Annotated in this window: 15 protein-coding genes; 9 read left to right on the top strand and 6 right to left on the bottom strand. The window is 35.6% G+C overall.

All coding sequences use genetic code 11. The annotated features are described in order from the left end of the window. Positions 1–323: 323 nt before the first annotated feature. The gene (locus FNJ88_RS09715) at positions 324–890 is read left to right on the top strand and encodes a Smr/MutS family protein (RefSeq protein ID WP_228414515.1); all 567 of its coding nucleotides are present in this window, start codon (positions 324–326) and stop codon (positions 888–890) included. Positions 891–1045: 155 nt separating this feature from the next. Here the strand turns inward: FNJ88_RS09715 and FNJ88_RS09710 are convergent, their stop codons facing one another. Beyond that, positions 1046–1351 carry a DUF6370 family protein gene (locus FNJ88_RS09710; protein WP_228414514.1) on the bottom strand — a complete coding sequence of 102 codons (306 nt, stop codon included), beginning with the start codon at positions 1349–1351 and terminating at the stop codon, positions 1046–1048. 190 nt (positions 1352–1541) lie between these two features. On the opposite strand from FNJ88_RS09710, the gene FNJ88_RS09705 reads away from it, so the two are divergent. The 3 genes from FNJ88_RS09705 to FNJ88_RS09695 all read left to right on the top strand — a co-directional run bounded on the left by FNJ88_RS09705 (position 1542) and on the right by FNJ88_RS09695 (position 3351). After that, a complete protein-coding gene (locus tag FNJ88_RS09705) occupies positions 1542–2264 on the top strand; it encodes a DUF3822 family protein (RefSeq protein ID WP_143852926.1) in 723 nt (240 codons plus the stop codon). Between the two features lie 115 nt (positions 2265–2379). Continuing rightward, entirely contained in the window at positions 2380–2625 is a 246-nt protein-coding gene (locus FNJ88_RS09700; RefSeq protein ID WP_228414513.1) for a four helix bundle protein, read from the top strand. Positions 2626–2742: 117 nt separating this feature from the next. Continuing rightward, positions 2743–3351 carry an RsmD family RNA methyltransferase gene (locus FNJ88_RS09695; RefSeq protein WP_143852925.1) on the top strand — a complete coding sequence of 203 codons (609 nt, stop codon included), beginning with the start codon at positions 2743–2745 and terminating at the stop codon, positions 3349–3351. 6 nt (positions 3352–3357) lie between these two features. Here FNJ88_RS09695 and murI read toward each other — a convergent pair whose 3' ends face one another. The 5 genes from murI to FNJ88_RS09670 all read right to left on the bottom strand — a co-directional run bounded on the left by murI (position 3358) and on the right by FNJ88_RS09670 (position 9081). After that, a complete protein-coding gene (murI, locus tag FNJ88_RS09690) occupies positions 3358–4188 on the bottom strand; it encodes a glutamate racemase (RefSeq protein WP_143852924.1) in 831 nt (276 codons plus the stop codon). A gap of 374 nt (positions 4189–4562) precedes the next feature. Next, positions 4563–5687: a radical SAM family heme chaperone HemW gene (gene hemW, locus FNJ88_RS09685; protein WP_143852923.1), complete on the bottom strand. Its 1125-nt coding sequence runs from the start codon at positions 5685–5687 to the stop codon at positions 4563–4565. Positions 5688–5903: 216 nt separating this feature from the next. After that, positions 5904–6848 carry a type IX secretion system membrane protein PorP/SprF gene (locus FNJ88_RS09680; protein ID WP_185145803.1) on the bottom strand — a complete coding sequence of 315 codons (945 nt, stop codon included), beginning with the start codon at positions 6846–6848 and terminating at the stop codon, positions 5904–5906. Between the two features lie 49 nt (positions 6849–6897). After that, entirely contained in the window at positions 6898–7956 is a 1059-nt protein-coding gene (locus FNJ88_RS09675; RefSeq protein WP_143852921.1) for an RluA family pseudouridine synthase, read from the bottom strand. 63 nt (positions 7957–8019) lie between these two features. After that, a complete protein-coding gene (locus FNJ88_RS09670; protein WP_143852920.1) occupies positions 8020–9081 on the bottom strand; it encodes a PASTA domain-containing protein in 1062 nt (353 codons plus the stop codon). Positions 9082–9210: 129 nt separating this feature from the next. Here FNJ88_RS09670 and FNJ88_RS09665 point away from each other — a divergent pair, with 129 nt between their 5' ends. The 5 genes from FNJ88_RS09665 (at position 9211) to folB (ending at position 13004) form a co-directional block, all read left to right on the top strand. Then, the gene (locus FNJ88_RS09665; RefSeq protein ID WP_143852919.1) at positions 9211–10068 is read left to right on the top strand and encodes a YicC/YloC family endoribonuclease; all 858 of its coding nucleotides are present in this window, start codon (positions 9211–9213) and stop codon (positions 10066–10068) included. Between the two features lie 84 nt (positions 10069–10152). After that, positions 10153–10716, top strand: a complete 564-nt coding sequence (gene gmk, locus FNJ88_RS09660; RefSeq protein ID WP_143852918.1) for a guanylate kinase — start codon at positions 10153–10155, stop codon at positions 10714–10716. Further along, a complete protein-coding gene (locus FNJ88_RS09655) occupies positions 10713–11444 on the top strand; it encodes an NAD(P)-binding domain-containing protein (RefSeq protein ID WP_143852917.1) in 732 nt (243 codons plus the stop codon). Before gmk ends, FNJ88_RS09655 begins: the two co-directional genes overlap by 4 nt. A gap of 3 nt (positions 11445–11447) precedes the next feature. Continuing rightward, positions 11448–12467: a quinolinate synthase NadA gene (nadA, locus tag FNJ88_RS09650; protein WP_143852916.1), complete on the top strand. Its 1020-nt coding sequence runs from the start codon at positions 11448–11450 to the stop codon at positions 12465–12467. Between the two features lie 177 nt (positions 12468–12644). Further along, positions 12645–13004, top strand: coding sequence for a dihydroneopterin aldolase (folB, locus tag FNJ88_RS09645; RefSeq protein ID WP_143852915.1), 360 nt, complete (start codon positions 12645–12647; stop codon positions 13002–13004). The last annotated feature ends 17 nt before the right edge of the window (positions 13005–13021 follow it).

The following is a 13021-nucleotide window of genomic DNA, read 5'->3' as shown; positions in this document are numbered from 1 at the left end:
CCCAGCTTTCTCCTATCATCTTTTTCCGCTTCTTATTTTTAGGACAAAAAAAAAGGATTTCCACTAAAAATCGGGCTAGAACATTTATTCTTCTTTTTTGAAAAGCTTAAATTACCAATTCACTCCATGTAAAGATTTCGACAAGCTCAACCTCACCTATCGATTGGATTGAATTTCAACAAAAAATGCCAATGCAACGATTTCAATGCGATCAGAACAAATAAATTCAGATTTAAGAAATATTTGAGCCTAAAAAAATCTTTAAGATTCCTTTTTAGAAAAGCTTCAGCTTACCTTCTTTTCATTTTTGACAAATTTTGAGCGTGGAAGCTTTGCAATTCATTCTTAGAAATCTACCAAATTCCTTATTTTCGCCAAACAGTAGAACACATCAGGTGAAAGTAGGAGATTTGGTTTCGGTAGTTAACGATGATTTAAAAGGAAAAATCATCACCATCAATAACAACATAGTGATTATCGAAGATGAACACGGTTTTCCCTACGAATTCACTACAGGTGAAGTAGTCCTGCAAGAAGCTGAGATTTACGAAAAGATTAAAACTGTTCGTAAAGAAGAACTTTCTAAACCAGTTTCCAAGAAACATAATAAACAACCTTTTATACTGGATTTGCACTTTGAGAAATTCACAAATAACCCAACTGAAATAGATTCGTTTGAAAGATTATTCATACAGAAAGACAAACTGTTAAAAACGCTTGACTATTGCCGCCAGAACCATTTAAAAAAACTGGAAGTCATCCACGGAATTGGCGACGGTGTTTTGCAGCAGATGGTCTACGATGTTTTGGAAAGCCAAACTAATATTGAGTTTCACAATAAAGAAATACTGCACCACCAATCGGGTACCGTGATGGTTTTTTTTAGGTAAGAGGTTAGATGTAGGTGATAGAGGTTAGAGGTTAGAGGTTAGAGGTTAGAGGTTAGAGGTTAGAGGTTAGAAAATTAACTAATTTCTCCAATAACTCTTATCTTTTTTTACGACCTGCAACCTATTACCTACCGCCTACCGCCTATTACCTACATTTAATCAACGTATTTGAAACTGGTTGCATAAAATTTGCCCTTTTTGATTTCTCCATTTACGATTGCTTTTTTCATTATTTTGCAATAACCATCTGCAGCGTGAGCGTCGCCATAGGTTTTCTTATCTAAACCTTCCACATTATAAATCTTACCATCAATTTTAACTGCCATTGCGCAACCTTTATCAGTTTTAACTTTAAACTGGCACATGCCACAAGCAGCTTCTACGGTTTGATTTTCAATTTTTTTCTGAGCGAAAATACTTACGGAAAACATTAACAATAAAACAACAATTACATTTTTCATATCAAACTAACTTTAATTATAAATTAAGAATAGGAAATAGATCTTTTAAATTTTTAATAAATCATCTTTCAATCCTATTGTAAAAATAGGAAAACTGTTCCATATCCAATCATGATTTTCCTCATGAACAACTAAAAAACAGCAAAATTTCAAAAGCCGATTAATTTTAATAAATTTGTAGCCCTAAACGATGGAACAACTTAAATTACTTTTTACCAAAGACGGTTTTCAATATCAAGTATCAAGAAACAAAACTGTTTCTTTGGAAGGATCATTTTTTTTAACTGAAGAGTCAGCTGAAAATGCTCTAAATGAGAAAATTGAGGAGGTTTTAATTCAGAGAAGATACGAAGAAATTACGGTAATATCTGCCCTGAACCATTTTACACTGATGCCTGAGGGATTTTCACACCATGAGGTCGGTTATGAATTAATCGCTTTTAACGCTCCTGTTGATGAAAATGCGGAAGAATTAATGCTTTCCGTAAACAAAAAATTTGGGATCCAGTTTTATTATACCTTCCCAAAACCGCTTTACCTACTAATTAAAGACTTATCTCTTCCAACAAAATTCAATTTTTCGGGCGAACAGTTTTTAAATAAAATTTCGGCTAAAAACCAGAAAGAAATCCACATCAATTTGTATCATCAACAGTGTGAATTCTTTGCTTTGGATCATAAAAAAGTAATTCTTTACAACAACTTAGATGTCAATTCAGAAGTAGATTTTTTATACTTCATCATGTTTACCATAAGTAAAATTGACTTTGCAATTGCCGACACGCACTTTTTCGTCTATGGTGAGACTACAGAAAATGAAACTTTTATTTCTGAACTTAGAAAGTTTGTAAAAAACTTAAAAATTGTTTACGATAATATTCCAAAAAAGAACTTTATTCTAAATGGCAGATGAGGGATGTCGGATGATTGGGTGTTGATAAGCACTATTGAGAAAGGTTGAATCTCTTTATTTAAAATACAAAGGATGAGTTTCAAATTTGAAAAAATAAATTATCTGGCAAGATTCAATGAGTTATGGAGAAAAAATTTTTCAGATTTCATCAGATTTTCCAAAAAATGAAGCATTTAATCTTACGTCACAAATTAGAAGAGCTCCAGATTTCATCGCACTAAATATCGCCGAGGGAAGTATATTACAAAGCAATCCAGAGTATAAAAAATTTCCAGAATATTCTATTCGCACCTTGGCAGAAGCAGTAACTTGTCTTTACAAAGCAAAATACAGAACGATATCACAGAAGAACAATTTTTAGAATTATATAGTGAGCTTATAAAATAATAAATCATATTATTGCCTTTAGAAATAAATTGAATTAAATCTCCGCTCGTGTGCATTTCGCATCAAGCACCTAACACCCATCAATATAAACATGTACAGAATAATCAGTGGCCAATGGAAAGCCAAAAGAATTTCCGCTCCAAAAAATTTCGATGTAAGACCAACGACCGATTTTGCAAAAGAAGCATTATTCAGTATTATTGAAAACCGATTCCGACTGGATTACAGTTCGATTTCCGTTCTTGATCTGTTTGCTGGTATAGGCTCCATCTCACTGGAATTCGCTTCCAGAGGCTGCAAGGATGTAACTTCAGTAGAAATGAATGCACGCCATGCAGGCTTCATCAACGGTACGGCGACTGAACTTGAAATGGACTCGCAGGTAAATGCTATTAGAGCGGATGTTTTTGAGTATCTAAAGAAAAACAGAAACCGAAAATCTTATGAAATAGTTGTTGCAGATCCCCCTTTCGATATGGAAGTAGCTCAGTACGAAGAATTAATTTCTTTGGTTTTAAAAAACAACTATCTAAAAGATAATGGTGTCTTTATCCTGGAACACCAAAGTAGAACAAAATTGCAACACCCCAATATTACCGATACCAGAAAATACGGAAATGTAAGCTTTTCATTCTTTAAACCAAACGAGAATACCGTTGAAGAGATTGAAGATACTGAAGAAGAAAACCTTCCTTCATAAATTGACTTAAAGTACTTTCATTTCTAAATCAATACTATTACCAAAGAATTTCTTAGAAATTTTCTCGAAATTCTTGGTAATATCTGAAAGATAAAATTGATAGGTCGGTTTTTGATTACCGTCATTTAGCAGATGATGCTTTTCCAATATAATCCTCAATTGATTGGCGACTATACTTGGGGAATCAATTACCCTCACTCTATTTCCATAATACTGTTTAATTTCGTTGAGCAAAAGCGGATAATGGGTACATCCTAAAATTAAAGTTTCAATATTCTTCAATTTATTATTACTCAAATAATTATAGATAATAGCATTGGTAATAGGGTGATTTCTAAACCCTTCCTCGATAGCCGGAACTAATAGCGGGGTGGCCAGTTCATCTACCTTAATAAACTTATTATGTTTTCTTATTGATTTTTTGTACAACCCAGAACTCACCGTTGCTTTGGTCGCAATGACGCCGACATTATTATGAATCTCGTAAGACACTTTTTCGGCAACTGGATTGATAACATCAATTACAGGAACTTTATTATCAACCAATTCCAACACCTCTTTTAATGCATTTGCGGTGGCAGAATTACAAGCAATAACAATGGCCTTACAATTTTTCTCCAATAAAAAATTAGTTATTTTCGTAGAATAACCTACAATCGCCTCACGGGATTTTTCACCATAGGGCAGATGTTTAGTGTCCCCAAAATAAATCAGATTCTCATTCGGCAGCAACTTTTTGATCTCTTTCGCAACCGTAAGACCTCCAACACCAGAATCGAAAATTCCTATAGGTTGATTGGCGGATAAATGGGTAAAATCTGGTTTTTTAGTTTTCAACTGACTGCAATTTCTGCAAAAATACAAATAAGTTGCTAGAAGTTAGATTTTAGTGAAGAGAACTTAGAAAATCCCTTTCCTTACTATTTATAGAAATTTATAAATAATGGTGATTTGTATTGCAGAATGATAATTGAATGTTTTAAATGTATAGGCGTTTTCAATCATGTGGCGAATTTTAAACGCAATCCCGATAGCCATCGGGACGCGAAGATTTAATTACAAAAATGCTGTTTTATACGCTTTTTTGAGTTTTGCAAAGGTATTTCATTTAGCAAAGTTCGAAGACAAAATACAATAATGACGATTTGCGGATCTATGTAAGTTTTATCTTATTTATGAATAAGAATCTAATATTATCCAGCACCAATTTTCTAAACCATAAACAAATCTGAAGCAATGCCATCAGCTAAAAACCAGTGTTTTTCCGGAATCTTTACATGATTATTTTCAATCTCTAAAAACCCGTCTTCAAGTTTCACTTTGATTTCATTATGGAAATATTCCAATAATTCTGCACTGCACTTCTCCTTTAAAGAAGACAGATCTACACCCCAAGTGGTCCGTAATCCAATCATCAGCATTTCATTAAACTGATCTTTCTCGGAGAGTATTTCAGTTTCTTTTGCTAAAATATTATTATTTAAGGAGTTCATGTACCGCTGATTATTGGCAATATTCCAACTTCGCTGATCGCGGCCGTTATACGAATGTGCAGAGGGACCAATCCCCAAATATTCCTGATATTTCCAATAGGCTGAATTGTGCTTAGAATGAAATCCAGATTTTCCAAAATTAGAGATTTCATAATGGTCAAAACCATGGTCTTTTAGAAAGTCTGTCATGTAGAAAAATTCCTGATGCTGCTCTGCTTCTTTAGGTGCAGCAATCTTTCCTTGTGAGATCCATGCATTCAGAGCCGTATTTGGCTCAATGGTTAAGGCGTAAGAAGACACATGTGGAACTTGGAGGTCGATTACTTTATTTAGATTCTGCTTCCAAATTTCAAAATTAGAAGTTGGTGATCCGTAGATGAGATCAATACTGATATTTTCAAACCCAGAATCTTGTGCTCTTTTGATGGAACTTTCTGCCTCACCGGCATTGTGAGCGCGGTTCATTAATTTCAAGTCTTCATCGAAAAAGCTTTGGGTCCCAATCGACAGCCTGTTAAAGGATGTTCTGGATAGTTCTTTTACAAAATTCTTCTCTAAATCGTCTGGATTGGCTTCCAGGGTAATTTCGATATCTGAATCAAAAGTAAAATATTTCAAAACCTCATCAATAATTGATTGCAGTTCATCCACTTTTAAAATAGATGGCGTCCCACCACCAAAATAGAGTGACTTTAAATTTTTGATTTCCAACTCTTCTTTTCGAAGGCCTATTTCTCTTTTAATAGCCGAAATCATCTCGTCTTTAGATTTTAAAGAGGTAGAAAAATGAAAATTGCAATAACTGCATTTTTGTTTACAAAAAGGAATGTGAAGATAGATCAAATTAGTGTTAGATGCTAGAAGTTAGAGATTTGATGGTAGAGATTAGATGCTAAAAGTTAGATGTTAGATGCTAGATGCGAGAAATTAGATGTAAGAGTATAACATTTTCATCGATGACAAAAATTTATTTTCTTGAATCTGGCATCTTGGCTCTTGATTCTTGGTTCTTGCCTCTTGATTCTTGGCTCTTGCCTCTTGCCTCTTGAAATCTGTTATCTAGTATCTAAATCCTCTGGTATTGATGAAATTGTCCAATTTATAACCTACGCTCAACATAAAACTGGAACCCGCATACTGCTGAATGTCAGACAATCCAAAATTGTAAGTCGCGCCAAAAAAGAAATTATTTACGGTTGCTTTTACAATTGGAGATACCCCCAGATTCTGACTTCCAAATTTATTGCTCGCAGACCTTAAGCTTGCACCAGCAGAAAATGAATTTGTTTCTCCCAAAACGGTTGCCATCAAATTAATATCCACGATTTTTGAAGAGTTGGTATTTAGATTAACCATAACCGATGGTGTTACATAGATTTCGTCATTAAAATACCAGTTATAACCGGAATTTAATAGAATTTTCGAAGGTTCGGGTTCGATTCCGTTTACAATGGGAATATCATTACTTAAAGCAATATCATTTACAGAAACCCCAGCGAAAAAATTACGGTACGTTACTGCCATCCCTATATTTGCATAGACAAGAAAGATATTCTCACTGCTTAATAAAGGATCGCCTGGATCTTTCGGATAAAGCATTCCCAAATCAATGTTCATATTATAAAAATTAACGTTGGTTCCGAATGAAAACTGGCTTTTACGTTCACCATCATCATCAAGCGGGATAAAATAAGCAGCACCTGCAGAAATCCCATTAGAAGAGATTGGTCCGTTCTGGTCTCTAAAAAAAGATAATCCAGCTCCTACCCTATCAATAACATTCGCATGCATTCCTATTGACTGAACATTCGGTGACTGAGCGAAATTAGAAAACTGCTTCTGATAATTTAAATTCAGAACTACATCATCCGAATTTCCATATAATGCAGGATTAAATAGGAAATCACCATCGAGGAGATACTGTTGGTAAAGTGGCAAAGTTTCCTGGCTTTTATAGCTTCCGAAAAATACTACCATGAAAAATAAAAATAATATCTTTCTCATAATAACTGGTTGGTGGATTTATAACAAATATAGAAAAAGTTTGCGATTTCTAAGATTCCAAATATCTTCTCCATTTTTCCAGGGCGTCATCCATATCTTTTGGCATTGGACTTTCAAAATACATTTCTTTTTTAGTAGTTGGATGAGTAAAACCTAGAGTATGCGCATGCAACGCGTGACGGGGCAAAACATCGAATACATTTTTAATAAACTGTTTGTATTTCGGCATATTTACTCCTTTTAAAATTTGATTTCCTTCATAACGTTCATCATTAAACAAAGTATGACCGATATGTTTGAAATGTGCTCTAATCTGATGCGTTCTACCGGTTTCCAGTTTGCATTCTACCCAAGTGATATACCGTAAGCGTTCTACAACTTTATAATGCGTTACCGCATGTTTACCCAAACTACCATCTGGAAAAACGGCCATTTGCATTCTATTTTTTAAATGTCTTCCGATATTGCCTCGAATCGTTCCTTCATCTTCAGTTACGTTGCCCCATACAAAACCCCAGTACAATCTTTTGGTAGTACGGTCAAAAAATTGTTTCGCCAGAAAACTCAGGGCATATTCGGTCTTTGCCACTACAAGAAGTCCAGAGGTATCTTTATCAATCCGGTGAACCAGACCTACGCGGTCAAGATCTGATTGGTGACCGTTCTTTTGTAAATGAAAAGCGAGAGCGTTAACCAAAGTGCCATCATAATTACCATGTCCAGGATGAACTACCATTCCGGCTTCTTTATCAACAACCAATACATCATCATCTTCATAAACAATATTGATTGGGATATCTTGTGGAATAATAACATTTTCTCTTGGCGGATGGGTCAACAAAACAGAAATATCATCCCCGGGTTTTACCCTATAATTTTGTTTTACCGGATTGCCATTAACAACCACATTGCCAGCGCGACAAGTCTGCGAAATTTTATTTCTGGAAGAATTTTGGCGAAAAATATGCAGAAATTTATCAATTCTAAGCAGTTCCTGACCTTTATCAACCTTTATTGATAAATGTTCATAAAGTCCTTCAGACTCTTCTTCGTTTGAATCATGATTCAAGCTTTCGTCTTCTAAAATTGGGTCGGTATCTTCTGTCATGTTATTTTTAAAAAGAAAGCTTCAACTAATTGGTCGAAGCTTTTAATCATATTTGTCTTTTGCCTACTCAACAATAACTTTTCTAGCTTTTGGCTTTTCTTCCGTTTTGGGAGCAGTAGTTGTTGCGGGTTTGGATTTTTGCTCGGTTACTTTAGGTTTTTGTTCCGTAGCCAGTTTGGGATTTTCCTGTTTATTAACATTTGGTCGGGGAGCCTCTTCTCTCGGAACCACCTGTTTAGGAGCTTCTGGCGTCCCACCTGTACTAGGAGCAGATGGTGTACTGTAAACAGGTGCATCATCATAGTAAGTGGGCTCAGAATAATCCATCTTTATTCTATAAATTGAATTGAGCTGAGCTATTTTTGCACCCATTTCAGCTGGTGTTTTTTTACTTGCCCATATATCAATTTGCATTCCCTGATCTCTTACATCCATAGATGCTGGATCCTGATAATAAACAATATCTGATGCATCGCTGCCTCCGTCCTCATGCTCGACCAGCCCAATTTCGAATAGATTCTGAGCAATGATCAATTTAGCTTCCTGAACGGTTAAACCAACAAGATTGGGAACCGAAATATTCCTTCTTGGACCAGCTCCAATCACCAGATCAATGGTTGTAAATCTTGGTAACAAAGCCCCCGGTTTCAAGGTCGCACCATTATATATCATCCTAAGGACAGCATCTCGCTGGATGCTCGGTTCATAGATCGTATCACCTACCTTTAACCCAACCTGTTCCAATTGTCTAAAAGCCAAACCTTTGTATCTATCCAAAATATCAGGAACCGAAACCTGAGCCCAAGTTCTGGGATTAACTTTCAATAATACCGTCCTTCCGCCTTTTACACGTGAGCCAGGAGAAGGATAAATTTGCAATACTTGAAAAGGCCGATATTTAGGATCATATTTAAAGCTATCAACCTCATATTCCAGGCCAGTATCATCTAAAATCTTAATCGCATCATGTACGGATTTATTTACTACGTTGGGCACAGGAATTTCTTTGCCGTGATTGGTATGTACTTCCAGCCAACGAAAAGTTAACCAAACCAGACCGATAAATACTGCAGCCGCTACCAGTATATTAACCAAAACTTTCCAATGAAAGAGCGATTTTAGCATATTTCTAATTCTTTTATTATAAATGCAAATATATAAAATAATCTTTTCTGTCCTCATTCAATATTGTTGGTCTCTTTTATTAACTTTAAAAGATTTGAAATAATTATCTTTGTCTGATAAAGAATATACATGATTTTATCCATGACAGGCTTCGGACGAAGCGAAGGTGTTTTTGAAGGTAAAAAAATTACCGTCGATCTTAAATCCTTAAACAGCAAATCATTTGACCTGAATATAAAAATTCCTTTAAGATACAGAGAAAAAGAATTCGAAGTTCGAAAAGCGCTCAATGATCAGCTACTACGGGGGAAGGTAGATTGCTATATCAATATAGAATCCCTGAATGACACCAATGATGTCACCATTAATCATCGTTTAGTAAAATTATACATCGATGAATTAAAGAAAATTGCGAGCGACGGTCCTGACTTCGAATATCTGAAAATGGCCGTTAGAATGCCAGATGTTATTTCAACTAAATCCGATCAGTTAAGCGATGATGAATGGATTTACCTAAGGGAACTGATTCAGGAAGCGATTGCAAAATTTGACAATTTCCGCGAGACAGAAGGGGAGATTCTGGATCAAGAACTTACAAGAAATATCAAAAAAATAGAAAATTATCTAAGTCAGGTAGAACCTTATGAAGAAATAAGAATGGATGCTGTGAAAGAGCGTTACCGAAAAAGCCTTAACGAGTTTGATCAGATTGATGAAACCCGTTTTTATCAGGAAATGGCTTACTATACAGAGAAACTTGATATCGCTGAAGAAAAGGTAAGACTTACGCAACATTTAAAATATTATCTGGAAGTGATGAAAAACGAAAACTTCAATGGTAAAAAACTTGGCTTTATTTCTCAGGAAATTGGCCGGGAGATTAACACCTTGGGTTCAAAAGCCAATCACGCAGAAATTCAGAAACTTGTTGTGATGATGAAGGATGATCTAGAAAAAATCAAAGAACAAACACTCAATGTTTTGTAGTTACAAGAAATTAAGATAATAATAGATAAGAAAAAGCAGAATTATTATCTATATTCTCTTTGTCTTTTTTATAAAATAAATTAAATGCAAAAAGTAATCATATTTTCAGCGCCATCAGGTAGCGGAAAAACGACTTTAGTAAAACATTGTCTGGAAAAATTCTCACAACTGGAATTTTCAATTTCCTGCACCACCAGAAATTCCAGAGGCGAGGAGAAAAACGGTATTGATTATCATTTTATCAATCCAGAGGAATTTCGAACGAAGATTGCGGAAGAAGCTTTTGTAGAATTTGAAGAAGTGTACATTGATAAATATTACGGAACTTTAAAATCAGAAGTCGAGAGAATCTGGGCAGAAGGAAAAGCGGTCATTTTTGATGTAGATGTGAAAGGCGGAATTTCACTAAAAAAGTATTTTGGTGACAAAGCACTTTCTATTTTCATTATGCCGCCTTCCGTTGCGGCTTTGGAATTAAGGTTAATCGCACGCGGAACTGATGATCTTGAAACCATTAAAACACGCGTTGCAAAGGCAAACGAGGAAATAGCATTTAAAGATGAGTTTGATCAAATTGTAGTTAATGATCAACTGGATGACGCGAAAACTGAAATCGAAAACTTACTAATCAATTTCCTGAAATCATGAGAATTGCTATTATTGGCTGTGGTTGGGTAGGCGAAAAGTTAGCACAACATTTATCCGAAAAAGGTGAGCATGTTATTGCCACCACCACCACGCCAGAAAAAATTAACTTTTTACAAAAAGTAGCGAAAGAGGTCCATTTGCTTGATTTTAATTCAAATCCGGACTTTAGTATCCTGGATTCGGTAGACATGGCTATTTTTAGCATGCCGATTTCAAGAGATGATTGGCACACAGGATTTCAAAAACTGGAGAAAACTTTTCCAAAAACCATGGTTTTTAGTTCCACTGGCGTATATCCTACGGAAAATAAAGTCTTTACCGAAAAAGATACAGACCATTTACGAGCAGATATTTCAGCCTCTGAAACCTTGGTAACAAAGAAATATCCACAAACTAATATTTTACGTTTTGGAGGATTAATGGGTGATGAACGTTCACTTAACAATATATTTAAAAACAGAACACCCGAGAATCCAAAAAAAAAGGCAAATTATATTCATTTCGAAGATATTATAGCAGTTGTAGACCTTTTGATTCACTCCGAAAAAAGATCTGAAATTTATAATGTTGTCGCACCTGAACATCCTTCAATTCAAGAGATCTTAAATTTAGAAAGTCAAAACAAGACAGAGAAAGACGAGCAAAATAATAACAGAATTATTTCTTCGGAACATTTGATTCAAGATTTTAATTATACATTTATACATCCCAATCCTAAAGATTTTTAAATAATGAGCACAGAAAATATAAATAAAGCAAAAGCAAACTTGCCGGTAAGAGGTTTTCTAAAAATTGACGACCTGATCATTCCGCAAGGAGAAGAGTTGGTGCAGGCAATTTTGGACTTAAAAAAAGAAAAAAATGCGGTAATTTTAGCGCATTATTATCAACCGCCTGCTATTCAGGATATCGCCGATTATTTGGGTGATTCTTTGCAATTAGCCAGAGCTGCAAAAGATACGGACGCAGATATGATTGCTTTTTGTGGGGTTCATTTTATGGCAGAAGCAGCGAAAATTTTAAATCCTACCAAGAAGGTTGTCCTTCCAGACACTCAAGCTGGATGTTCATTGGCAGACGGTTGCAGCGGCGAAGGATTACGGGCCATGCGCGCGAAACATCCTGGTGCTTTAATTGCCACTTACATCAACTGCAACGCAGAAACAAAGGCAGAATCCGATATTATCGTGACGAGTTCTAACGCCGAAACCATCATTCGTTCTTTGCCGGAAGACCGACCGATTATTTTTGCACCTGACAAAAATCTAGGAAGCTATCTGATGAAGAAAACCGGACGCGACATGATTCTTTGGGACGGAACCTGTATCGTACACGAAGCTTTTTCTATGGAGAGAATCGCCCAGCAACTCGCAGATCATCCACAGGCAAAATTGATTGCTCATCCTGAAAGTGAAGAAGCGGTCTTGAATCTCGCTCATTATGTGGGATCCACCTCTGGCCTTTTAAATTTTGTTGAAAAAGACGATGCTCAGGAATTTATCGTGGCAACCGAAGAAGGGATTCTGCACGAAATGCAAAAGCGAGCACCGCATAAAAAACTAATACCAGCTTTGGTTTTCGATGAATCCTGTAATTGTTCAGAATGCTTTTATATGAAAAGAAACACTTTGGAAAAACTGTATCTCTGCATGAAATATGAATTACCAGAAATCACCATGGATGAAGAGTTGCGACTGAAAGCGTTGAAACCGATTGAAGCCATGCTGGATCTCTCTACGACGATTAAGTAAGGTGAGATTCTTGGCAATCTTTTTTTTCCTCCGCAAAAGCAAAACAAAAAAAGCCGGGCTGTCCGTTGCAATTCCTCGCGCCTACGCAATGGCACCGCTTGCTGTGGGATTTCCACTTCCATCCCTATTGCGGGGTTCGTATTTTGAATATAAAATTTAGAGCTTAATTAATAAAAGATGACTTCAAAAATAATTATAGAAGACCTGAAAATTTACGCCTACCACGGTGCTCTTCCGGAAGAAACGCTCATTGGAACGTACTATCTTTTGAATGTAGAAGTTCATGCTGATCTTTGGAAAGCCGTTGGAACCGATGATTTGCTCGATACGATTAACTACGCAGAAATCAATGAGATCATTCATAATGAAATGAAAGTTGCCTCCAAATTGATGGAACACGTTGCAGGTAGAATTTTGAAAAACATCAAGTTAAAATTTCCGCAAATTTCTTTTATTAAAATAAGAATGACCAAAACAAATCCGCCAATGACGGGCGAAATGCACGGCGTAAGTGTGGAAATAGAAAATCACTTTTAAATAATTTAAGAACTAAA

It is taken from the genome of Chryseobacterium sp. SNU WT5 (genome assembly GCF_007362475.1).
Lineage (GTDB): Bacteria > Bacteroidota > Bacteroidia > Flavobacteriales > Weeksellaceae > Kaistella.
The sequence above is the reverse complement of the archived record's forward strand: the minus strand, read 5'-3'. Positions and strand labels throughout refer to the sequence as shown.

What these genes read in the sequence shown, in the direction of transcription:
- FNJ88_RS09710 (WP_228414514.1), bottom strand. Translation starts at nt 1,351, where the DNA reads ATGAAAAATGTAATTGTTGTTTTATTGTTAATGTTTTCCGTAAGTATT.
- FNJ88_RS09705 (WP_143852926.1), top strand. Translation starts at nt 1,542, where the DNA reads ATGGAACAACTTAAATTACTTTTTACCAAAGACGGTTTTCAATATCAA.
- FNJ88_RS09700 (WP_228414513.1), top strand. Translation starts at nt 2,380, where the DNA reads ATGAGTTATGGAGAAAAAATTTTTCAGATTTCATCAGATTTTCCAAAA.
- FNJ88_RS09695 (WP_143852925.1), top strand. Translation starts at nt 2,743, where the DNA reads ATGTACAGAATAATCAGTGGCCAATGGAAAGCCAAAAGAATTTCCGCT.
- FNJ88_RS09680 (WP_185145803.1), bottom strand. Translation starts at nt 6,848, where the DNA reads ATGAGAAAGATATTATTTTTATTTTTCATGGTAGTATTTTTCGGAAGC.
- FNJ88_RS09675 (WP_143852921.1), bottom strand. Translation starts at nt 7,956, where the DNA reads ATGACAGAAGATACCGACCCAATTTTAGAAGACGAAAGCTTGAATCAT.
- FNJ88_RS09670 (WP_143852920.1), bottom strand. Translation starts at nt 9,081, where the DNA reads ATGCTAAAATCGCTCTTTCATTGGAAAGTTTTGGTTAATATACTGGTA.
- FNJ88_RS09665 (WP_143852919.1), top strand. Translation starts at nt 9,211, where the DNA reads ATGATTTTATCCATGACAGGCTTCGGACGAAGCGAAGGTGTTTTTGAA.
- gmk (WP_143852918.1), top strand. Translation starts at nt 10,153, where the DNA reads ATGCAAAAAGTAATCATATTTTCAGCGCCATCAGGTAGCGGAAAAACG.
- FNJ88_RS09655 (WP_143852917.1), top strand. Translation starts at nt 10,713, where the DNA reads ATGAGAATTGCTATTATTGGCTGTGGTTGGGTAGGCGAAAAGTTAGCA.
- nadA (WP_143852916.1), top strand. Translation starts at nt 11,448, where the DNA reads ATGAGCACAGAAAATATAAATAAAGCAAAAGCAAACTTGCCGGTAAGA.
- folB (WP_143852915.1), top strand. Translation starts at nt 12,645, where the DNA reads ATGACTTCAAAAATAATTATAGAAGACCTGAAAATTTACGCCTACCAC.